This is a genomic window from Paraburkholderia unamae, assembly GCF_003268775.1.
Classification (GTDB): domain Bacteria; phylum Pseudomonadota; class Gammaproteobacteria; order Burkholderiales; family Burkholderiaceae; genus Paraburkholderia; species Paraburkholderia unamae.
On record NZ_QLSU01000003.1, the window covers coordinates 247,767 to 269,197 of the forward strand.

The 21,431-nt window shown below is 66.5% G+C and carries 15 protein-coding genes; 5 read left to right on the plus strand and 10 right to left on the minus strand.

The window, feature by feature from the left end; translation table 11 throughout:
- Positions 1-12: 12 nt before the first annotated feature.
- Complete coding sequence (locus C7401_RS06300) at positions 13-2,112, minus strand: TonB-dependent receptor (protein ID WP_112170712.1); 2,100 nt, start codon at positions 2,110-2,112, stop codon at positions 13-15.
- Between the two features lie 550 nt (positions 2,113-2,662).
- On the opposite strand from C7401_RS06300, the gene C7401_RS45925 reads away from it, so the two are divergent.
- From C7401_RS45925 to glgX, 3 genes are all read left to right on the plus strand, one after another.
- Complete coding sequence (locus tag C7401_RS45925) at positions 2,663-4,198, plus strand: methyl-accepting chemotaxis protein (protein ID WP_181565504.1); 1,536 nt, start codon at positions 2,663-2,665, stop codon at positions 4,196-4,198.
- A 136-nt stretch (positions 4,199-4,334) separates the two neighbouring features.
- On the plus strand, positions 4,335-4,667 hold the full coding sequence (gene hmuQ / locus C7401_RS06310; RefSeq protein ID WP_112170495.1) for a heme-degrading protein HmuQ: 333 nt from the start codon (positions 4,335-4,337) through the stop codon (positions 4,665-4,667).
- 278 nt (positions 4,668-4,945) lie between these two features.
- Entirely contained in the window at positions 4,946-7,123 is a 2,178-nt protein-coding gene (gene glgX / locus C7401_RS06315; RefSeq protein ID WP_112170496.1) for a glycogen debranching protein GlgX, read from the plus strand.
- A gap of 107 nt (positions 7,124-7,230) precedes the next feature.
- Here glgX and C7401_RS06320 read toward each other — a convergent pair whose 3' ends face one another.
- The 9 genes from C7401_RS06320 to C7401_RS06360 all read right to left on the minus strand — a co-directional run bounded on the left by C7401_RS06320 (position 7,231) and on the right by C7401_RS06360 (position 18,869).
- The gene (locus tag C7401_RS06320; protein ID WP_112170497.1) at positions 7,231-8,064 is read right to left on the minus strand and encodes a M55 family metallopeptidase; all 834 of its coding nucleotides are present in this window, start codon (positions 8,062-8,064) and stop codon (positions 7,231-7,233) included.
- A complete protein-coding gene (locus tag C7401_RS06325; protein ID WP_112170498.1) occupies positions 8,061-9,137 on the minus strand; it encodes a DmpA family aminopeptidase in 1,077 nt (358 codons plus the stop codon). The genes C7401_RS06320 and C7401_RS06325 overlap by 4 nt, the downstream gene beginning before the upstream one ends.
- The gene (gsiD, locus tag C7401_RS06330; RefSeq protein WP_112170499.1) at positions 9,134-10,027 is read right to left on the minus strand and encodes a glutathione ABC transporter permease GsiD; all 894 of its coding nucleotides are present in this window, start codon (positions 10,025-10,027) and stop codon (positions 9,134-9,136) included. The genes C7401_RS06325 and gsiD overlap by 4 nt, the downstream gene beginning before the upstream one ends.
- Positions 10,028-10,034: 7 nt before the next feature.
- Positions 10,035-10,955: a glutathione ABC transporter permease GsiC gene (gsiC, locus tag C7401_RS06335; protein ID WP_112170713.1), complete on the minus strand. Its 921-nt coding sequence runs from the start codon at positions 10,953-10,955 to the stop codon at positions 10,035-10,037.
- 74 nt (positions 10,956-11,029) lie between these two features.
- Entirely contained in the window at positions 11,030-12,583 is a 1,554-nt protein-coding gene (gsiB, locus tag C7401_RS06340; RefSeq protein WP_112170500.1) for a glutathione ABC transporter substrate-binding protein GsiB, read from the minus strand.
- A gap of 95 nt (positions 12,584-12,678) precedes the next feature.
- The gene (locus tag C7401_RS06345; RefSeq protein ID WP_112170501.1) at positions 12,679-14,625 is read right to left on the minus strand and encodes a dipeptide ABC transporter ATP-binding protein; all 1,947 of its coding nucleotides are present in this window, start codon (positions 14,623-14,625) and stop codon (positions 12,679-12,681) included.
- Between the two features lie 48 nt (positions 14,626-14,673).
- The gene (locus C7401_RS06350) at positions 14,674-15,681 is read right to left on the minus strand and encodes an isoaspartyl peptidase/L-asparaginase family protein (RefSeq protein ID WP_112170502.1); all 1,008 of its coding nucleotides are present in this window, start codon (positions 15,679-15,681) and stop codon (positions 14,674-14,676) included.
- Positions 15,678-16,619 carry a MurR/RpiR family transcriptional regulator gene (locus tag C7401_RS06355; RefSeq protein ID WP_112170503.1) on the minus strand — a complete coding sequence of 314 codons (942 nt, stop codon included), beginning with the start codon at positions 16,617-16,619 and terminating at the stop codon, positions 15,678-15,680. Before C7401_RS06355 ends, C7401_RS06350 begins: the two co-directional genes overlap by 4 nt.
- A 318-nt stretch (positions 16,620-16,937) precedes the next feature.
- Positions 16,938-18,869: a PAS domain S-box protein gene (locus tag C7401_RS06360; RefSeq protein WP_112170504.1), complete on the minus strand. Its 1,932-nt coding sequence runs from the start codon at positions 18,867-18,869 to the stop codon at positions 16,938-16,940.
- Positions 18,870-19,256: 387 nt separating this feature from the next.
- Between C7401_RS06360 and C7401_RS44265 the strand changes: the two genes are divergently transcribed.
- The gene (locus C7401_RS44265) at positions 19,257-19,463 is read left to right on the plus strand and encodes a hypothetical protein (RefSeq protein ID WP_146757886.1); all 207 of its coding nucleotides are present in this window, start codon (positions 19,257-19,259) and stop codon (positions 19,461-19,463) included.
- 20 nt (positions 19,464-19,483) lie between these two features.
- Positions 19,484-21,388 carry a putative bifunctional diguanylate cyclase/phosphodiesterase gene (locus C7401_RS06370; RefSeq protein WP_112170505.1) on the plus strand — a complete coding sequence of 635 codons (1,905 nt, stop codon included), beginning with the start codon at positions 19,484-19,486 and terminating at the stop codon, positions 21,386-21,388.
- Positions 21,389-21,431: the final 43 nt, after the last annotated feature.

The window sequence follows — 21,431 nt, forward strand, 5'->3', positions numbered from 1 at the left end:
CCGGGAGCCGCGCTAGAACGTCGTGCGCAAGCCCACCATCACGCTGCGCCCGCCTTCGGGCGCAATATCGCGCACCACGGAGCTTGCATAGCGCACGTCCTGGTTGGTGAGATTGTCGCCCCGCAGGTACGCGAGCCAGTTCGTTGCGCCCACATGGAATTTGTAGGTGAGCGCAATTGCCAAGGTCGTATAGCCGGCGGTCGGAAAATCGTCCTCGGGCACGCGGTGTTGCGCCCAGGCATGCACGAGTTCGGCGTTCGCGCCGAACGGGCCATAGCCGTAGTCGGCGTCGAGCGTCACGCGCAACGGCGCGATGCGCGGCAGCGGCGCGCCCGTGTCGGCATTGCGCGCGTGCGTGTAATCGCCGGTCAAACCCAGGTCGAGCCGGTGCGCGCCCTTCTCCAGCACGCGCCAGCGCCCTTCCAGTTCCACGCCGTAAAACTCCGCGGGCACGCCGCGGTAGACGGCTTCGTTGAGCGCGTCCGCGGTGCCGGCGGGTACGGGCGTGTCGTCGTCATCCACGAGACGGCCCGTGTTGTACTCCGTGAGGTAGTTGCGAAAGCGGCTGTAGAACACGCCCGCGCTCGCCTTGTTCGGGCCGCTCGCGTAGCGCAACGAAAGATCGGTCGAGATGGCCTTTTCCTTCTGCGCGTCGGGGTTGCCGATCAGATACTGGCCGGTCGCGTCGTGCGGGCCGTTCGCATACAGCTCGTAGAAAGTGGGCGCGCGCTCCGTGTACGCCACGTTGCCGACCACCGACCACACCGGCGTGAGCTTGTAGAGCGCGCCCGCCGAAAGGCTGCCCGCGTTGAAGTCGCGCGAGGCCGCGCCCGCGAACTTCGTGCCCTCTTCCCCCGCCACCGGGTCGAGCTTCACATGCTCGATACGCCCGCCCACGCTCAGCTTGAGCGCCGGGGTCACGTTCCACTCTTCCAGCCCGAACAGCGCGACATTGGTCGTTTGCGTGGTGGGCACGAGCGCCTCGTCGCCCAGCGCTGAAAACGTGTTCTGGCTCACCTGCACGCCGAACGCGCCCTCCAGCGGCCCGATCTTCGCGTGGCGCGCCTCGATCCGCGCTTCATAACCGTGATTGCGGAACGTGGTGCTGGTTTCGCCGTTGTCGATCTCGCGATGTTCGTAGTCCGTATAACCGAAATCGAACTTGAGCTGGCTGATCGGCCCCTGCAAGTTGCGCACTTCCGATGCCACGGCCACGTGATCCTGATGCATGCGCAGGCGCACGTCGTCCTCGGCCACCGAGCCGTAGTTCGCGTCGAAGCCGTTGTACGAGATGCCCGCGTAGCCGTCCGCCCACGTGTACGAGGTGCCGACCGAGCCGCCGTGCCAGCGGCCGTCGCTGTTCGGGATGCTGCCGTAGGGCTGCTCGGCGTCCGGGCCGTCGAGCGCGCGTTGCTGCGCGGAATGCGCGTAGCCGGGAATGCGCTCGTTGCTCGTGTCGCGCGCGAAGGCGTCCACGTGAAACGCGAAACCACCGTTGCCGCCTTCCACCTGCGCCGCGCCCGCGCGCGCGTCGTTTGCGCCGCCGTAGCTTGCGTCAACGGTGCCCGTGACGCCCGAGATCGGCTCGCGGGGAATCCGGTTGTCGATGGTGTTCACGACGCCGCCTATGGCGTTGCCGCCATACAGCAGCGCGGCCGGCCCGCGCACGATCTCGACGCGCTCGATCGAAAGCGGGTCCTGCGGCACGGCGTGATCGTACGAGAGCGACGAAGCGTCGAACGCGGCCACGCCATTTTGCAGCAGGCGGATACGGTCGCCGTCCATGCCGCGAATGATGGGCCGCCCGACCATCGGGCCGTAAGTCGTCGTGGAAACGCCCGGCAGGCCGTTGAGCGTCTCGCCGAGCGAATTGGCGCTGCGCAGAACGAGTGCGTCGCCGGAGAGCGCCGTGGAAGGCGCGGTGAGATCGGTATTACCGAGCGGGTTCGCGGTGACGAAAACGGGCGCGAGCGTCGCGACGCTCTGCCGGGTTTCGCCGCTCGCCGCATCGCCAACGTTCGTTCCTGTCGATTGGGCATGCGCGAGAGCGCCGCAAAGCGCCAGCGGCAATGGGGCGAGCGGCAGGACGCGCGCGAAGCGCAGGCGTGCCAGCAGCGCGGGCAAAGACGTAAAAGGGATGGTCGCCACGATGGATTCTTGTTTGCGTCGTTGGAGTAATCGGCGGCGAACGTCCGGGGCCCAGGGTGGACGCCCGCCGCGCAGGTCGGTGCGGCTATAGCTCGACGCAAATGTTACGTTATAACATTACCAAATGTGAAGAAGATTTCAGGGAGGGTTTCGTGCACATCTGCGTGGCGCGCCGAAGAACGTCGCCAAAAATCGGCCAATAAACACTGAAATTACGCGAACTTGCGCGCTAATCGCAAATCACTTGCATGCGGAACGGCAGGCACGCTTATTCCCCATCCTGTCAGACGGACACAACGGGATGCGCCATCGACGATTCCATCCGGCTCAAGCGCCTCCCGATTGCCCTCAACCACTAACAAGAGACGCGAATTCTGTAGTCTCTTAAAAATATTCAGGGTTTCCCCTAAATCCCGGCCGCCAGCTGTCGATATGTAAGGTGACGCCCGACGGCGGCAGTCCGATGGCGGGCCAGCCCCGCTCGCGTCGCCCTTGGTCAAAACGGTACAGACGCATGACACTCACCATTCGAGCGCGCATCGCACTTACGTTCGCGCTTCTCGCCCTCCTGCTCGCGGTTTCCGGCGTGCTTGGCTTCATCAGCACGCAGAAGGCCAACAGCGCCAACCGCGATACCTATCGCAACAAACTCGCCGCCTCCACGGCCATCGACAACGCCGAGATCTACATCGCGCGCACGCGCCTCGTGCTCGACCGCGTGGCGCTGCACCCCGACGCGCCCACGGTGCCCGACCAGTTGCAGCGCGCCGCCGGCTTCTTCAAGGAGTCCGATGCCTGGTGGACGAAGTTCACGCAGATGCCGCACGAAAGCGACGAGCTGCCGCTCATCGCGGCGACCACCGAGCGCCGCACGGCCATGCGCAACGGGGTGGCGGACTTCACGAAAGCGCTTGAGTCGGGCGACCGGGCCAGCGCCGACAACATCGCGATGACGCAGCTCTCCGACCTCTACAGCGCCATGAGCGCCGCGAACAACGAGGTCAAGAAGCATCTCTACGACAACGCGAAAGTGCGTTATGAGGAGGCCGAAGCCAATTTCCACCTGTTCTCGGGCGTGAGCGCGGCGATGGTCGTGCTCGGCCTGCTGGGCGCGGGCATCGGCTGGGTGGTGCTGCGCCGCGCGATCATGGTGCCGCTCAATTACGCGCTCACGAGCCTCAATGACATCTCCTCGGGCAACCTGAGCCGCAGCGTGCGCGCGCAGCGCCGCGACGAGATGGGCCTGCTGCTGGAAAGCATCGAAAAAACCCGCATGGAGCTGGGCTCGGTGACGGGCGCGGTGCGCTCGGGCAGCGAATCGGTCTCGGTCGCCACGCGCCAGATCGCGGCAGGCATGATCGACCTCTCGGCGCGCACCGAGGAACAGGCCGCCTCGCTCCAGGAAACGGCCGCGAGCATGAACGAGCTCACCTCGGCCGTGAAGCAGAACACCGACAACGCGCGCCAGGGCAGCACGCTCGCCCAGACGGCGGCGAGCGTCGCCACGCGCGGCAGCGAGGTCGTGGAGAACGTCGTGAGCACGATGGGCGAGATCGAAGGCAGTTCGCACAAGATCTCCGAGATCACGGCGATCATCGAAGGCATTGCATTCCAGACCAATATCCTCGCGCTCAATGCCGCGGTGGAAGCGGCGCGCGCGGGCGAGCAAGGCCGCGGCTTCGCCGTGGTCGCGAGCGAGGTGCGCTCGCTCGCGCAACGCTCGGCGGCGGCGGCCAAGGAGATCAAGGATCTCATCGCGAGTTCGGTGGAAACCGTCGCGCACGGCACCGAGCTCGTTTCCACGGCGGGCTCGACGATGTCCGAATTGCACTCGGCCGTGCAGCGCGTGACAGCGATCATGAACGAGATCGCTTCCGCTTCGGAGCAGCAGCAAAGCGGCATCGAACAGGTCGACACGGCCGTCACACAGATGGACGAAGTCACGCAGCAAAACGCCGCGCTCGTGGAGCAGGTGACGGCAGCCGCCCAGGCGCTCGACACGCAGTCCACCAAACTTGCGGGCACCGTGCAGGTATTCCGCGTCGCCTGATCGCCCGCCTCGCGCAGACCCCGGCGCATGGTGGCGGGCGGCCTCTTATAATCGGGAACCGAAGCGGCGGCGCGCAGGATGACACGCCGCGCGCCGCCGCGCTTTTGAGGTTTTCGTCAGCGAAGAGGAACGCCGCATGTATATCGCCATGAACCGCTTCAAGGTCGCACCGGGCTCCGAGGCCGCATTCGAGGAAGTCTGGGCCACCCGCGACACGCACTTGAAGGAAGTGCCGGGCTTCATCGAATTTCATCTGCTCAAAGGGCCGCAGCGCGAAGATCATGTGCTCTATGCGAGCCACACGATCTGGGCGAGCCACGCACACTTCGAAGACTGGACGCGCTCCGACGCATTTCGCGCCGCGCATCGTAACGCGGGTAATGCGGGTAACGCCGGCGGCGCGAACCGTCCCGTCTACTTGAGCCATCCCGAGTTCGAAGGCTTCGAAGTCGTGCAGACGGTGAAGTAAGCACCGCACCGGGCCACCGTCGCCCAAAGCCCATCGGTAAAACTGCACACGCGCCGCGCCAAAGCTACACAGGCGCGGCGCGCTTCCTTGCCGCGCGCCGCGTCACACGGCGCCATCCACGCGCCGCTCAGGGCGACGTAAAACATGCCACCAGGCCCCGCGCATCGGGCCGCGCTCTTTCCCCGCCCCTTCCGCTCAGCCGCCACCACGCCCGGTTTCACGACATAGGCTCGAAGCTTGCTTCAATGTCACTCACGCCTTCGCGAGCAATCGAGCCCATGAAGAAGAAAACCACAACCCGCATCGTTGAAGGACAGCCGTATCCGCTTGGCGCCACCTGGAACGGGCGCGGCGTGAATTTCGCGCTCTTTTCGGCCAACGCCACGAAAGTCGAGTTGTGCCTCTTCGACAAGAACGGCGTGCGCGAGGTCGAACGCATCGACCTGCCCGAGTACACCGACGAGGTCTGGCACGTCTACCTGCCCGAACTCGAACCAGGCGCGATCTACGGCTATCGCGTGCATGGCCCCTACGATCCACAGGCCGGCCAGCGCTTCAACGCGAACAAGCTGCTGCTCGACCCCTATGCCAAAGCGCACGTAGGCGCGATGCGCTGGCATCCCGCCGTATTCGGCTACACGATCGGCAGCCCCGATGGCGACCTCTCTTTCGACACGCGTGACAGCGCACGCTACGTGCCGCGCTGCCGCGTGGTCGATCAGACCTTCGCCTGGCACCACCCGCTGCGCGAGCGCGTGGCGCGCGAGCGCACGATCGTCTACGAGACGCACGTGCGCGGCTACACGATCCGCCATCCGGACGTGCCGCCCGAAGAACGCGGCACTTTCGCGGGCCTCGCGCAGACGCCCGTGCTCGAACATATTCGCGGCTTGGGCGTGACGTCCGTCGAGTTGCTGCCCGTGCATACCTTCGTGAACGACTCGCACCTGCTCGAACGCGGCCTGTCGAACTACTGGGGCTACAACACGATCGGCTTCTTCGCGCCCGATCCGCGTTACTCGGTGGGCGCGCACGGTTCGATCGACGAATTCAAGAACATGGTGGACCGTTTCCACCAGGCCGGGCTCGAAGTGATTCTCGACGTGGTCTACAACCACACGGCCGAAGGCAGCGAACTGGGCCCCACGCTCTCGTTTCGCGGCATCGACAACGCGTCCTACTACCGGCTGCCCGACGACCGGCGCTACTACATCAACGACACCGGCACGGGCAACACGCTCAATCTCTCCCACCCGCGCGTGCTCCAGATGGTCACCGACAGCCTGCGCTACTGGGTGCTGGAAATGGGCGTGGACGGCTTTCGCTTCGACCTCGCGACGATCCTCGGGCGCGAGCCCTATGGCTTCGACGAAGGCGGTGGCTTTCTCGACAGTTGCCGCCAGGACCCGATTCTGTCGAGCGTGAAGCTGATTGCCGAGCCGTGGGATTGCGGGCCGGGCGGCTACCAGGTGGGCGGCTTCCCGCCCGGCTGGATGGAATGGAACGACCGCTTTCGCGACACCGTGCGCGCCTGGTGGAAAGGCGACGAAGGCAAGGCGCCCGATCTCGCCACGCGGCTGTGCGCCTCGGGCGACAGCTTCAACCGGCGCGGGCGGCGGCCGTGGTCGAGCGTGAATTTCGTGACCGCCCACGACGGCTTCACGCTGCACGATCTCGTTTCGTACAACGAGCGCCACAATGAAGCCAACGGCGAAGACAACCGCGACGGCCACGGCGACAACCTCTCATGGAACTGCGGCGTGGAAGGCCCCACGGACGACCCCGAAATCCACGCGCTGCGCGAGCGCCAGAAACGCAACTTCCTCGCCACGCTCCTGCTTTCGCAGGGCACGCCGATGCTGCTGGCCGGCGACGAATTCGGCCGCACGCAGCGTGGCAACAATAACGCGTATTGCCAGGACAACGAGGTGAGCTGGGTGGACTGGGAGGGCATCGACGATTCGGGCCGCGCCCTCGCCGAGTTCGTGCGCAAGCTGACCACGCTGCGCCATGCGCTGCCGGTGCTGCGGCGCAATCGTTTTCTGATCGGCGAGCACAATGCCACGCTCGACGTGACCGATGTCGAATGGCTCTCGCCCGCGGGCGTGCCGCTCGAAAGCGGGCAATGGGACGACACGGCCATGCGTTGCTTCGGCATGCTGATCGATGGCCGGTCACAGACGAGCGGCATCATGCGTCTCGCCTCCGACGCGACCATGCTCATCGTGCTCAACGCCTATCACGACGTGGTGGATTTCACGCTGCCCTCGGTGCCGGGCAACGATCAGTGGAGTTGCCTGATCGACACGAACATGCCCGTGCGCGACGAGTTGCCGGAGTTCGAAGCCGGCGACATCTATCAGGTGACGGGCCGCTCGTTGCTGCTGTTCGCGCTGCATGCGCGCGGCGCGACGCAGCGCGTGTTCCAGCGGCTGGAGGAAAATCTCACGGGCTGAAAGCGACGTGCCTTACGCGCCGCAGGGGCGGCTTTGACGCCACTGCGCTTGGCAGCGTTTGGCGGGACAGGCGGTTAGTTGCACTTACAGCGCAACGCTCGCGCCCCTCACCTCAACACGGCCGACATCGCCGACAAACTGTTGAGCGTGCGCACGAGGTGCTCGGCAGTCGGCGCGACGAAGCGGATCGCGCAACCCGCCACGCGCTCCACGCCCGGCCATTGGGCAAACAGATCGGCCAGCGCGCTAGTCTGCGTATGCAACTCGCACACGCGCTCTCGCGGCGGCGCGCACGCGCGGTCGCGCCACGCACCGTCGCGCGCGGCCTGCGCCACGGCCTCGCGCGCCGCCTCACGGATGCGCTCGCGGCTCGCCGCCGGCGTCAGCATGTCGCCGCTCGCCTGTCCGCCGGCGCGCTTCACGACCACGAACTTCGCCTCGGGAAAGGCGGGCTGCGTTTCGCGCTCGAACACGTCGTCGCCGCTCAGCAGCGCCACACTCGCTCCGTACTCCTGTGCAAGTGCGCCACACAGCCCGGCCTCGCCGGTCTCCACGCCGTCCACGAGCACGCGCGCAAACGCGAAGCTGTTGATCGTGTGCGCGAGCATGCCGCGGCTTTTCGCCATGGCGTGATAGCCGATCATGAACACGAGCGCGGGCGCCTGCTCCAGCCCCGCCATCATGCCCAGCGTGCGCGGCTTGCCGAGAATCACGCGGGTGCGCGCATCGAGTTCGTCGATCAGCAGATTGTTGTAGCCGCCATGCGAGTCGTTGACCCACACCTCGCTCGCGCCGCCATCGAATGCGCCCTCCACGGCCGCGTTCGCTTCCAGCGTCATCCAGCGGCGGGCCCGTTCGTACTCGGGATTGCCCGCGCGCGTTTGCTGCACGCTGAACACGCCGCCTATGCCTTCGATATCCACGGAGATCAGGACTTTCACGGCCGCGCGCCTCCCGCCAGCAGGTCGGCGAGGTCGGGCGCCGCTTCGCGCAGCGCGAGCCGCGCATGGCCGTCGCGCCCCGTCACGCTGCTCGCGCTCCACAAGGCGTCGAGGATCGCCTGTTCGACGCAATCCGCGGCCGCCTGAAACAGCGAGTCGAGTTGCGAGTCCGCGAGCAAGGGCGGCAATGCATGAACCGGTGCGTCGTGAGCCAGCGTGTAGGCGGTGCTGAAGGCCAGGGCGATATCGCCGCTGCCATGTCCGTACACCGAGCCCGTACGCGCCAGGCCCGCCGCCGCGCGCGTCGCCACGCGGCGCAACTGCCGCGCGTCGAGCGGCGCATCGACGGCAATCAGCATGATGATCGACCCCTTCTCGGGCTCCTGCGCCGCACGGCTGGACGCCGCGCGCGCCGCGAGCGTGCGGCCGACCGGCGCGCCGTCGATCGTGAGCATCGGCAAGCGGCCGAAGTTGGCCAGCACGAGCGCGCCCACCGTGTACGGCGCGAGCGCTGCCTGCACCACGCGCGAAGCCGTGCCGATGCCGCCCTTCAGATCGAAGCTCGACATGCCGCGCCCCGCGCCCACGCTGCCGCTCGCGAAATCCACGCTCGCGGCTTCGCATGCCGCGCGATAATGCGCCTCGGTGATCGAGAACGCCTGGATATCGTTCAGATAGCCGTCATTGCATTCGAACACGAGCGGGTTGACCGTGGGCAGCGCGCGCCCGATTGGCGGATTCGCCGCCACCGCCGCGCGAATCTGCGCCTGCGCGAGCACGCCCACGCCGAAGGTGCTGGTGAGCGCAATCGGCGTTTCAAGCACGCCGAGTTCTTCGAGCTGCATGAGCCCGATGCTCTTGCCGAAGCCGTTGATCACCACTGCGGCGGCCGGCACTTTCTCGCGAAAGAGATCGCCCGCATGCGGCACCAACACCGACACGCCCGTTTGCACGCTGCCCGCGTCGAGCGTGCAATGCCCCACGCGCACGCCGCCGACATCGGCAATCGTTCCTGTTGCGCCGCGCGGCAAGGTGCCGATGTGCGGCGCGCCATGTCCATGATTCACGTTCATGCGCGATCCAGTTTCGGGTCGAGTGCGTCGCGCAGGCCGTCGCCGAGCAGATTGAACGCGAGCACCGTGAGGAAGATGGCAAGGCTCGGGAACAGCGCGATATGCGGCGCGGTGACCATGTCCGCGCGCGCCTCGTTGAGCATGGCGCCCCACTCGGGCGTGGGCGGCTGCGCACCGAGGCCGATGAACGAGAGGCTCGCCGCCGTGATGATCGAGGTGCCGATACGCATGGTCAGATACACGATCACGGACGACACCGTGCCCGGCAGGATATGCCGCATGATGATGGTCCAGTCCGACGCGCCGATGCTGCGCGCCGCCTCCACATAGGTGAGATGCTTGAGCATGAGCGTGTTGCCGCGCACGAGGCGCGCGAAGGCCGGGATGCTGAACACCGCCACCGCGCAAATCACGTTGATCATGCCGTTGCCGAGTATCGCCACCACGCCGATGGCGAGCAGAATGCCTGGGAATGCGAACAGTACGTCGGCCACACGCATGGTGACGCGATCCCACCAGCCTTCGTAGTAGCCCGCGAGCAACCCGAAGAACGTGCCGACCACGGCGCCCAGCGCCACCGAAAGAAAGCCCGCCGCGAGCGAAATGCGCGTGCCCGCCAGAATGCGGCTGAAGATGTCGCGGCCGAGCGCGTCCACGCCGAACCAGTGCGCTGCCGATGGCCCCGCATTGAGGGCGTCGTAGTCGAAGTAATTTTCCGGATCGTAGGGCGTGAGGTGCGGGGCGAACACCGCGATCACCACGAGCAGCAGCACGAATGCGCCCGCGCCGAGCGCGACGTGCTGCTTGCGGAACTTGCGCCAGAATTCGCGCCACGGCGTGCGGATCGCCTCGTCCTGGGCGCGGGCGTCAACGTTTAGGGTCGTGCTCATGACGGGCTCACCTGAATCGAATGGTCGGATTGATGACCGCGTACAGCACGTCCACGATCAGATTGATGACGATGAACTCGAACGAGAACAGCAGCACTTCGGCCTGGATCACGGGGTAGTCGCGCATCGCCACCGAATCGACGAGCAGGCGTCCGAGCCCCGGCCAGTTGAACACGACTTCCACGACGATCGAGCCGCCCAGCAGAAAACCGAATTGCAGGCCCATCATCGTGACGACGGGAATCATCGCGTTGCGCAGGCAGTGCTTGATGACCACCCATTGCTCGGCCACGCCCTTGGCGCGCGCCGTGCGCACGAAGTCCTCGTGCAGCACTTCGACGAACGAAGCCCGCGTGAAGCGCGCCATCACCGCGGCCACCGCCGCGCCGAGCGTGATGGACGGCAGCACGTAACTGCGCCACGTGCCGTCGCTCACCACGGGCAGCCAGCCCAGGTACACCGAGAACAGTTCCATGAGCGCCATGCCGAGCGCGAAGGCCGGAAACGAAATACCCGACACGGCGAGCGCCATGCCGATGCGGTCGGGCCAGCGGTTGCGCCACACGGCCGAGACAATGCCGATCGCCATGCCGAACACCACGGCCCAGGCCATGCTGGTGAGGGTGAGCAGCAGCGTGGGCATGAAGCGCTCGCCGATTTCGGTGATCACGGGGCGCTTGCTGCGCATCGAGACGCCGAAGTCGCCGTGGGCGATGCGCACGAAGAAGTGGACGAACTGCTGCGGCAGCGACTGGTCGAGTCCCAGGTCGGCGCGCACGAGCGCGACCGTGGCGTCGTCCGCTTCGGGGCCGGCCGCGAGGCGCGCCGGGTCGCCCGGCAGCAGATGCACGAACAGGAACACCAGGATCGCGACGATGAAAAGCGTCGGCAGGAGACCCAGCGAGCGTTTGACAAGGAAATTCAGCATGAGCGCGTGACTGCATCGGGGCGTGCGTACCGCGCCGCGCCGCGTATAAACGGCGCGGCGCGGTACGTTACGCATTAGCGGATCGAGATGTCCTCGAAGTTGAACGAGCCGTCGGGCGCGACATACGCGCCGGCAAGGCGCTTGCTGCGTGCGTAGACGATCTTCTCCTTGACGAGGAAAACCCACGGCGCGTCGGCCCAGATGCGTTTTTGCGCGTCGGTGTAGAGCGCCGTCTTTTGCGCGCGGTCCGTGGTTTCGAGCGCCTTCGAGAGGTCCTCGTCCACGGCCGGGTTCTTGTAGTACGCCGTGTTCATCAGCTTGGGCGGCCACGAGGCGGTGGCGAGCAGCGGCGAGATGCCCCAATCCGCTTCGCCCGTCGACGACGACCAGCCGATGTAGTACATGCGCACGCCCGCCTTTTCCGGGTCCTGCGCGCTTTCCACGCGCGCCACGGCCTGGCCCGTTTCCAGCGCTTCGACGTTGGCCTTCACGCCCACCTGCGCGAGTTGCTGCTGCACGAACTGAATGGCCTTTTGCGCGGTCGAGTTGTTATACGCGGACCACAGCGTCGTTTCGAAGCCGTTCGGGTAGCCGGCCTGCTTGAGCAGGTCGCGCGCCTTGGCGGGATCGTAGGGCCACGGGCCGAGCTTGACCGAGTAGTCCACGCCCTGGGGCAGCACGCCGTCCGAAGGCAGCGCATAGCCCGAGAACGCCACCTTCGCGAGCGCCTCCTTGTTGATCGCGTAGTTGAGCGCCTGGCGCACCAGCGGATTGTCGAACGGCTTCTTCGTGGTGTTCAGGCTGATGTAGCGCTGAATGATCGAGGGTGTGGCAACCAGGTCGACCTTCGGGTTCGACTGGAAGGCGCTCGCCTGCTCGAACGGAATGCGGAACGCAAAGTCCGCTTCGCCGGTGCGCATGAGCGCGGCGCGCGTGTTGTTGTCGGCCACGGGCTTCCAGTCGATCTCGTCGATCTTCGGGTAGCCCTTCTTCCAGTAGCCGTCGAACTTGTGCACGACGAGGTCGCCCGCCGGGTCCCACTTCACGAACGCGAACGGGCCCGTGCCCACCGGATGGAAGCCGATATCCTTGCCCCACTTCTTCATGGCCGTGGGCGAGATCATCACGGCCGAAGGATGCGCGAGCACGTTCACGAAGGCCGAGAACGGCGCATTGAGCGTGACCTTCACCGTGTACGGATCGACCACATCCGTCTTCGCGATGCGGCGGAACATGTTGTAGCGCTTCAGGTGATTCGCCGGGTCCGTCACGCGGTCAAAGTTGGCCTTCACGGCCGCCGCGTTGAAGTCGGTGCCGTCCTGGAACTTCACGCCCTGCCGCAGCTTGAACGTGTAGACGAGGCCGTCCGCGCTCACGTCGTAGCTCGTGGCCAGCACGTTGATGAGCTTCAGGTCCTTGTCGAAGCCGAACAGGCCCTGGTAGAACGATTTCGACACGGCCTGCGAAAGCGTGTCGTTGGCGTCGTACGGGTCGAGCGTCGAGAAGGTCGAGTCGACCGCCATCACGGCGCGCTGCGGCGCCGCCTGCGCGACGGTCGCCCCACTCGCGGCGGCCAGCATGGCAAGCGCGAGCGCACTGCCTTTCATCCACGTTTTGACTTCTTTCATCAATCAGGTCTCCAAAGCAATGAATCTGCCGATTCGGCGAAATGGTTCAGCCAGTTAACAAGCGGTTGCGCGGCGTAGCCCGCCGCAAAGCGGTTTCAGTACGCGCCGCCCACCCGATGCTTCGCGACGAAGTGATCGGGGCCCACTGCCACCAACGGCAATACCTGGGGCTCGTCGCCGGGCGCGCGAATGGGGCTGGGCAGTTCGTCGGCGGCGAGCACGCGTTTTGCATGGCGGCGCGCCGGGTCGGCAATCGGCACCGCGCCCATGAGCTTTTTCGTGTACGCGTGCTGCGGGTTCTCGAACACGGCGCGGCGCGGCCCGATCTCGACGATCTGTCCCAGGTACATCACCGCGACGCGATGGCTCACGCGCTCCACCACGGCCATGTCGTGCGAGATGAAGAGGTAGGCCACGCCCAGCTCGCGTTGCAGGTCGAGCATGAGGTTGACGATCTGCGCCTGCACTGAAACGTCCAGCGCCGAAACCGATTCGTCGGCGATCACGACCTTCGGGTTCATCGACAGCGCGCGTGCAATGGCAATGCGCTGCCGCTGGCCACCCGAGAACTCGTGCGGATAGCGGCGCGCCGCCGACTTCGGCAGCCCCACGCGATCGAGCAGCCATTCCACTCGTGCCTGTGCCTCGGCCCCTTTGGCGATGCCGTGCACGAGCAGCGGCTCCATGATGGAAAAGCCCACCGTGAGGCGCGGATTGAGCGAGGCGAACGGGTCCTGGAAGATGAACTGGATATCGCGGCGCAGCGCCTGCAACGCGGGGCCCGTAAGCGCGCTGATGTTCGTGCCGCCGAACTCGATCGTGCCGCTCTGGCTTTCCACGAGGCGCAGCAGCGAGCGGCCCGTGGTGGATTTACCGCAGCCGGACTCGCCCACGAGCGCGAGCGTTTCCCCAGCGCGCAGGTCGAAGCTCACCTTTTCGACCGCATGCACGCGGCCCGTGAGTTTGCCGAACATTCCGCTGCGCACGGGAAAACGCGTGACGAGATCGCGCACGCTCAGGATGGGCGGCGCACTCGCGTCAGGCGCGTTGGTGGGTACCTTCGCTGCTAAATTCGCTGGTGCGCTGCGCACGGCGCTATCGTTCGCGTTCGCCCCTTCGCGCACCGACAACAGCGGGAACTTCTCGGGCAGATCGGTGCCCCGCATCGCACCGAGCTTCGGCACGGCCGCCAGCAACGCCTGCGTATAGCGATGCGAAGGCGCGGCGAACAGCGTGTCGGCTGCGCCCTCCTCGACCTTTTCGCCGTGGTACATCACGAGAATGCGGTCCGCCACTTCGGCCACCACACCCATGTCGTGCGTGATGAACACCACGCCCATGTCCATCTCTTCCTGGAGGCCGCGAATCAGTTGCAGGATCTGCGCCTGGATCGTCACGTCGAGCGCCGTGGTCGGTTCGTCGGCGATCAGCAGCGCGGGCTTGCACGACAGCGCCATGGCGATCATCACGCGCTGGCGCATGCCGCCCGACAGCTGATGCGGGAAGCGGTCCATCACGCGGCGCGCCTCGGGAATGCGCACGAGATCGAGCAGACGCAGCGTTTGCGCGCGCGCCTCGCTGCCGCCCATCTGCTGGTGCAGCGCAATCGCCTCGCTGATCTGGTTGCCCACGGTGAACACGGGGTTCAGCGAGGTCATCGGCTCCTGGAAGATCATGGCGATGTCCGCGCCACGCACCGAGCGCATGGCCGATGCGCTCGCCCGCGTGAGGTCGAGCACATTGCCGTTGCGGCGGCGCAGTTCGATGCTGCCGCCCGCGATACGCCCGCCGCCATGTTCGACGAGGCGCATGAGCGCAAGCGACGTCACCGATTTGCCCGAGCCCGACTCGCCGACGATGGCGAGCGTTTCGCCGCGATCGACATGGAACGACAGATTGCGCACGGCTTCGAACGTGCCCGAGCCGCGCTTGAACGACACGCACAGATCGCGTACGTCGATCACGCGGTTCGACGGCAATGCGACGGCCGCCTTGTGTGCCGACGTCGCGGCATGCGCGGTATCAAGAGAGTTCGACGACATCTGCACGATGAGGATTCCTTCGTTTAGAGCGCAAAATGAATGCGCCGCTCAGCGATAGATCGACGCAACGGGGGCTTCGCCCACGCGCGCGTAGCCGCGATACATGCCTTCGGTATTGAACGGCAGGACGACATTGCCTTGCGCATCCACGGCAACCAGGCCGCCACGGCCGTCGATGCGGGGCAATTGCTCCATCACGACATTCGTAGCCGCTTCGGAGAGCGAAACACCGCGATATTTCATTTGCGCGGCCACGTCGTAGGCCGCGACCATGCGCATGAACATCTCGCCCGAGCCGGTGGTGGACACAGCGCACGTCGCGTCGTCGGCATAGCAGCCCGCGCCGATCAGCGGCGCGTCGCCCACGCGGCCCACCTGCTTGTTCGTGATGCCGCCCGTGGAGGTCGCCGCCGCGAGATGCCCGTGAGCGTCGAGCGCCACCGCGCCCACCGTGCCGTACTTGCGGTTCGGATCGATCGGCTCGTGCGGCAGGCTGTCTTGCCCGGCGGCCTCGGGCGACTGTGCGGCCATGTTCGCTTCGAGCGTCGCGCCGTCGTGGTCGAGCATTGCGCGTGCTTCAGTGCGTGCGAGCTGCCACTGGCGGTAGCGTGCGTCGGTATGGAAATAGCCGGGTTCGACGAATTCGAGCCCCTGCGCCGCCGCGAAGGCTTCCGCGCCTTCGCCCGTGAACAGCACGTGTTCGCTCTTTTCAAGCACGCGGCGCGCCGCCACCACGGGATTGCGCACGCGCTTCACGCAGCACACCGCGCCCGCTTCGAGCGTGCGGCCGTCCATGATCGAGGCGTCCAGTTCGTGCGTGCCCGCGGCCGTGAAAACGGCACCGTGGCCCGCGTTGAAGAACGCGCAGTCTTCGAGCAGGCGCACGGCCTCCTCCACGGCGTCGAGCGCGCTGCCGCCTTGCGCCAGCACGCGCTGACCCGCCGCGAGGATGTCGTTCAGCGCTTCGAGATAGCGCGCTTCGATTTCGGGCGCCATCGAAGCGCGCACGATCGTGCCCGCGCCGCCGTGAATGGCAATGACTGCGTTGGATTTCATGACTTCTTTTTCGTTGAGGAAGACGGAGTCGAAGGCGTAACGCCCGCTTGCGCCGAAGTGGAGCTGAGCCAGGGCAGCACCGCTTCGGTAATGGCCGCCGCGGCCTCGACGGAATGCTTCGCGCGCAACGCCACGGCGTCGCAGAGCGCTTCGATTACGGCCAGCACGGCGGCCTCGGAGTTCGCGGCAAGACGGCGTTCGGCGCGAATCAGCAGCGTGAGGTCCGCAAAGCGCGCGAGCGGCGAGTCGATGCTGTCGGTCAGCGCGAGCACGCGCGCGCCCTGGTTCGCGGCGTGGCGCGAGAGCTTGATGGTGTCGTCCACGTAGCGCGGAAACGCAATGCCGATCACGAGGTCGTCCTGGTTCGCGCCAAAGAGCCGCCGCGCCGAGTGCGTCGCGCCGCCCATCGAGGGCAGCGCCTGGACGTTGTCCAGATACGGCAGCAGCGCGTTTTCCATCAGCCCGGCGAGAAACGCGCTCGTGCCGGAGCCGATCACGAACACGCGGCGCGCCGAGAGAATCGCGTCCACGGCCGCCGCGGCCGCAGTGCTGTCGATCGACTGGCGCGACAGGCGCAGATTCAGCTCGGCCTGCTCGAGCGACGCGCCGAACAGGTCCGCGCCGCTCGTGGGCGACTCCTGCGCCGTGCGCAAGCGCTCCACCGGTGCAAGCGTGGCCTCGAAGCCACGCACGAGCGCCTCGCGAAACTGCGGATAGCCGTCGAAGCCGAGCGCGCGCGCAAAGCGGTTGGCCGTGGCCACCGAAGCGCCCACCGCGTTGGCCAGTTCGTCGATACGCATGGTCGCCGCATGGAACAGGTTGGCGAGCACGTATTCGGCCATGCGCCGGTGGCCCGGCGTGAGTTCGGGCAGCGCGGCGTTGATGCGCGCGACGATCTCCGCTTCGGGAGTGTCGGGGGTTGACGGACGGGTTGTCATGCGGTGGGTTGCAGTGAGGTGAATGCGTAAATGAACTTACATGAACGGATCTTAGTGAAAATTAATTTTCATCGCGCCGGGGGTTTACCCTATTCGAGCGAAATTCGGACTTGGATTAGCCAGAACGCGCACAGGCACGCACGCGACGACGCATGATGCGCCGTCCCGCAGCTTTTACGTGATCCTGGAAGGAGAAGGCGGCAGAAGCCGCTGGAGAAGCATCGCCTCGGAGCGAGGCCATGCAACATGGATTCCCGGCAAGACAGAGCGAGCCGGGATTGCCGCCAGCATTGCGCTAGCGGTCTTTCGCGCGAACCATCAGGCCCCGGCCGACGCCACCGGCGCCAGTTCGTCCGCCCCCGGCGCCACGCGCCACGTGTTGCGACCGGCGCGCTTGGCCTCGTACATCGCGGCGTCGGCGAGACACAGCGGGTCGTCGGCGAGCGCCCGGCCCTCCGCCTCGAGCGAGAGCCCCGCGCTCGATGCGCTCGTTGCGCCCGCAACGCCCGCCGCTCCGGTCGCCCCGGCAAGCACGACGCCCACGCTCGCGCTCGTCTCCACCACGCGCCCCGCCACCTCGAACGGCTTCGACACCTCTCGGCAAATGGCCGCCGCAATACGCTCGCCGGTGCGCGCGTCGCTCACGCCCTGGCTCGCCACGACGAACTCGTCGCCGCCCAGCCGGCTCACCACGTCGCCCGCACGCACCGTGGCCGTGAGCCGGCTCGCGACCTCCTTGAGCAAGGCGTCGCCGGTGTCGTGGCCATAGCGGTCGTTGATGTCCTTGAAGCCGTCCATGTCGATGAAGAAAAGCGCGAACGGGTCCTCGCCCGAGCGCAGGTCCGTGAGCGCGTCCTGCAATGCGCGCCGGTTCGCAAGCCCGGTGAGCGGGTCGACGAGCGCGCTCTCGCGCAGGCGCTGCTCGGTGCGGCGCTGCTCGGTCACGTCGTGCGACATCACGTAGAAGCCGGTTACCTGGCCGTCGCGCTCGACCGGAATATAAGTGGCCTGCCACACGCGCTCGGCGTCCACCGCATAGCGCACGTCATCGCAGGTCACGCGCTCGCCGGCGAGCGCGCGCGCGAAGAGCGGCTGCAACTGCTCGAACACGTCCGGGCGCAGCGTTTCGCGCAGGCTGCGCCCGCGCAGCGTGGCGGGCGCGGCGGCGAACACGCGCTGGAACGCCTGGTTATTGAACTGGTAGCACAGGTTGCGATCGACCACGGCGATCAGCGCGGGCAAATTGTCGGTAATGGTCTGCAAGGCGTCGCGGCTGCGGCGCAGTTCCGCCGTGCGCTCGCGCACGCGCTCTTCGAGCTCCACGTGATAGTTGCGCAGCGCCTCCTCGCTCTTTTTGCGGCTGCTGATGTCCTGCACGGCCGCGATGAAATGCAGCGGCGCGCCCGACACATCGCGCACGAGCGAGACGGCGAGATTGACCCACACGGACGTGCCGTCCGGGCGCAGATAACGCTTTTCCATGGCGTACGACGCCTGGCGGCCCGCCAGCAGTTCCGCCACGTGGGTCAGGTCGGCCGCGACATCGGCCGGGTGCGTGACCGAGGCGAACGTGAGCTTGCGCAGCTCGCTTTCCTCGTAGCCGATGATCTGCGTGAACTTCTGGTTCACGTCGAGAAACCGGCCGTCGAGATCGACCACGGCCTTGCCGATCGGCGTTTGCTGGAACACGGTGCGAAAGCGCGCCTCGCTGATGGCGAGCGAGCGGCGGTCGCGCTCGTGCTCCGTGCGCGAGCGGATCAGTTGCCGGCGCAATTCCAGCTCGCGCTCCACGAGCAACGCGAACTCGGCCAGCATGGCCGCCTGGGCGTCGTCGAAGGCGCGCGGTTTCGCGTCGATCAGACAGAGCGTGCCGACCACCTGGCCGTCGGCGAGGCACAGCGGCGAGCCTGCATAAAAGCGGATATTCGGCGCGCCCGTCACGAGCGGATTGTCGAGAAAGCGCTCGTCGTCGAGCGCGTCTTCCACCACGAGCAAGCGCTTGCTGAGCACGGCGTGCGCGCAGAACGACACGCTGCGCGGCGTTTCGCAGGCCGCGAGCCCGTGGTGCGACTTGAACCACTGGCGCTCTTCGTCGACGAGCGAGACCAGCACGATCGGCATGGCGAATGCGAAGGCGGCGAGCCGCGCGATGCGGTCGAACGCCTCCTCGGGATCGGTGTCGAGTATGTCGAGTTGCCGCAACGCCCGAAGGCGGGCGTCCTCATCCAGAGGAAGCGGAGCAGTGATCATCGCGTGGGTCTCGCCAGAACGGAAAACGATTGCGCGGCGCTTCCCGCACCCGGCGCGCCTTGGCTGGTTAACGGCAGCGCACGGTGAAAACTGAAAGGCACGAACGTTCGGTGTGGATGCCGCGGCCACGCTCATTGGCCGCCGGCCTGCCCCCTGTGCGGGCAGCGCGCATCATACCCTGAATTACTTCGAATTCCCTTTCGTTCTTCTATTCTTTCGGTATCCGAAATATAGACTGTTTTTACCCGGCTGATTCACGCGCTTCCCAAGCCGTCGCGCACTCCGTGGCGCAATCGATCAAACCCTCAAAAAAAAGATGCCTGACGACTTCAGCAACACTTTTTCGCCGCCGTAAAGAGGGCAAAGCTCCACCCGTTCCAAGCCATCATGAGAACCCCTTCGCAAACCCTGGCACTGAAGCCGTCCACTCGTATCGCCACGGCGGCGCGCATTGCCGCGGGACGCGGCACCTGCGAACGCACGAGCGCCGCGCCGCGCGCCCGGCGCGCACCGGCACACCACACGCCCGCTGTCACGGCACGCCATTACGCGGTGCGCCGCCTTGCGGCGCAGTCGCGCACGCGCCGGCTTTGACGCCACACGGAACCTGCACCATGACTCCGGAAACCGCAGCGGCGCTCCCCTGGTATGGCCGCGTGCCCGCCGCATTGCGCGCCTCGATCCGTGCGCGCACGAAGCTTTACATCGGCCTGTTCTTCGCGCTGTTCGCCATGCAAACCACGCTGCTCGCGGGGCAGTTGATCGCGTTCGATCACGCCTTCGAGCGCGTGGAAGCCACGTTGGGCAAGACGTCTGACACCTTCGTCAACGAAGCGCCGCGCGCCCGTGCCACGCCGCCCGAACTCGCCGCCGGGCCATTGCATGCACGAGCCGGGCGCGCACGCCTGCGCATTCGCCACACGATCGAAGCCGCCTTCGCCATCGCCTTCGCGACGCTCGCCTTCGGGCTTGCGTTGCTGCGCCACCTGGAGCGCACGCTGCTGCGCCCGCTGCAAACGCTGACCGATTCGCTCGTGCGGCTCGCGCATGGCGAGGACATGCGCGCGTTGCCGAACATGCGGCGTACCGACGAGATCGGCGCGATGGCGCACGCTTTCGCTACGTTATGCGAAACGTCGCATGAACTGAAGATCGCCCACGAGGCCACGCGCGCCGCCGAGGCCCATGCGCAAGCGCTGGCGCGCCACGACCCGCTCACCGGCCTGCCCAACCGGCGCCTGCTCGCGGCCGAGATGAGCGCGGCGCTGGAGCGCACGCAGTTGCGCTCGCCCGACTACCTCGTGTTCGTGATCGACCTCGACCGCTTCAAGCCCGTGAACGACCTGCATGGCCACGCCGCGGGCGACACCGTGCTCTGCGAGATCGCGGTGCGTCTGCGCCGCGTGGTGCGCGACGGCGACACGGTAGCGCGCCTGGGCGGCGACGAGTTCGCCGTGCTCGCGCGCGTGCATCGCGACGACCACGTGGAAGCCGCGAGCGAGCTGGCGCAGCGCCTGCTGGCCGCCACCCGCGCGCCCATCGACATCGGCAAGGTGCGCATCAACGTGGACGCGAGCATTGGCATTGCATGCTGCCCGCGCGACGGCGGCGACCCCGACGCGCTGCTGCGCGCCGCCGACATCGCCATGTATCGCGCCAAGTGCGAGGGCAAGGGCACTTACCGCTTTTTCGAGCAGAAGATGGACGACGAGCTGCGCCTGCAAGCCACGCTCGAAACCGACCTGCGACGCGCGCTCGCGGGCGGCGAGATCCGGCCGTTCTACCAGCCGCTCGTGCGCCTCGCCGACGGTCAGACCACGGGCTTCGAGATTCTCGCGCGCTGGCACCACGACCAGCGCGGCTGGATCCCGCCCGACGTGTTCGTGCCGCTCATCGAGCAGATGGGCATCTCGCCCGCATTCACGGCGTCGATCCTGCGGCGCGCCTGTCGCGACGCACTGTGCTGGCCCGCGCGCTATCACCTGGCGCTCAATCTCTCGCCCGCGCAGTTCAAGGACACGCAACTCGCGGCGCTGCTCCTCACGATCCTCGCCGACGAAGGCATGCCGCCCGAGCGCCTGGAGATCGAGATCACGGAGTCGGCGCTCATGGGCGATTTCGACATCGCACGCGCGGTGCTGGAGGATTTCCGCAGCGCGGGCCTGCGCATGTCGCTGGACGACTTCGGCACCGGCTATTCGAGCTTGCAGCACCTGCGCGAGCTGAAAGTCGACAAGCTGAAGATCGACCGCTCGTTCGTGCTCTCCATGACATCGTGCAACGAAAGCGCCAAGATCGTCGACGCGATCATCGCGCTCTCCTCCAGCCTCGGCATGACCACGGTCGCCGAAGGCGTCGAAACGGCGGAACTCGCGCGCACGCTCGCCGCCAAGGGCTGCGACTACGCGCAGGGCTACTTCTTCGGCAAGGCGATGGCGGCGCGCGAAATCGACGCCTTGCTCGACGTCGACCGCGCCGCGAACGAGGCGCGCCTGCAATGCCTCGTGCGGCCGCGCTGAACCGATTGACCCGCAGGACTTTGAGAAAGAGAAGGTAGACATC

Excerpts from the sequence above, each read along its gene's own strand:
- gsiB (WP_112170500.1), bottom strand. The coding sequence starts at position 12,583 with ATGAAAGAAGTCAAAACGTGGATGAAAGGCAGTGCGCTCGCGCTTGCC.
- gsiC (WP_112170713.1), bottom strand. The coding sequence starts at position 10,955 with ATGCTGAATTTCCTTGTCAAACGCTCGCTGGGTCTCCTGCCGACGCTT.
- C7401_RS06350 (WP_112170502.1), bottom strand. The coding sequence starts at position 15,681 with ATGAAATCCAACGCAGTCATTGCCATTCACGGCGGCGCGGGCACGATC.
- C7401_RS45925 (WP_181565504.1), top strand. The coding sequence starts at position 2,663 with ATGACACTCACCATTCGAGCGCGCATCGCACTTACGTTCGCGCTTCTC.
- hmuQ (WP_112170495.1), top strand. The coding sequence starts at position 4,335 with ATGTATATCGCCATGAACCGCTTCAAGGTCGCACCGGGCTCCGAGGCC.
- C7401_RS44265 (WP_146757886.1), top strand. The coding sequence starts at position 19,257 with ATGAGAACCCCTTCGCAAACCCTGGCACTGAAGCCGTCCACTCGTATC.
- C7401_RS06370 (WP_112170505.1), top strand. The coding sequence starts at position 19,484 with ATGACTCCGGAAACCGCAGCGGCGCTCCCCTGGTATGGCCGCGTGCCC.
- gsiD (WP_112170499.1), bottom strand. The coding sequence starts at position 10,027 with ATGAGCACGACCCTAAACGTTGACGCCCGCGCCCAGGACGAGGCGATC.
- C7401_RS06355 (WP_112170503.1), bottom strand. The coding sequence starts at position 16,619 with ATGACAACCCGTCCGTCAACCCCCGACACTCCCGAAGCGGAGATCGTC.
- C7401_RS06325 (WP_112170498.1), bottom strand. The coding sequence starts at position 9,137 with ATGAACGTGAATCATGGACATGGCGCGCCGCACATCGGCACCTTGCCG.
- C7401_RS06360 (WP_112170504.1), bottom strand. The coding sequence starts at position 18,869 with ATGATCACTGCTCCGCTTCCTCTGGATGAGGACGCCCGCCTTCGGGCG.
- C7401_RS06345 (WP_112170501.1), bottom strand. The coding sequence starts at position 14,625 with ATGTCGTCGAACTCTCTTGATACCGCGCATGCCGCGACGTCGGCACAC.
- glgX (WP_112170496.1), top strand. The coding sequence starts at position 4,946 with ATGAAGAAGAAAACCACAACCCGCATCGTTGAAGGACAGCCGTATCCG.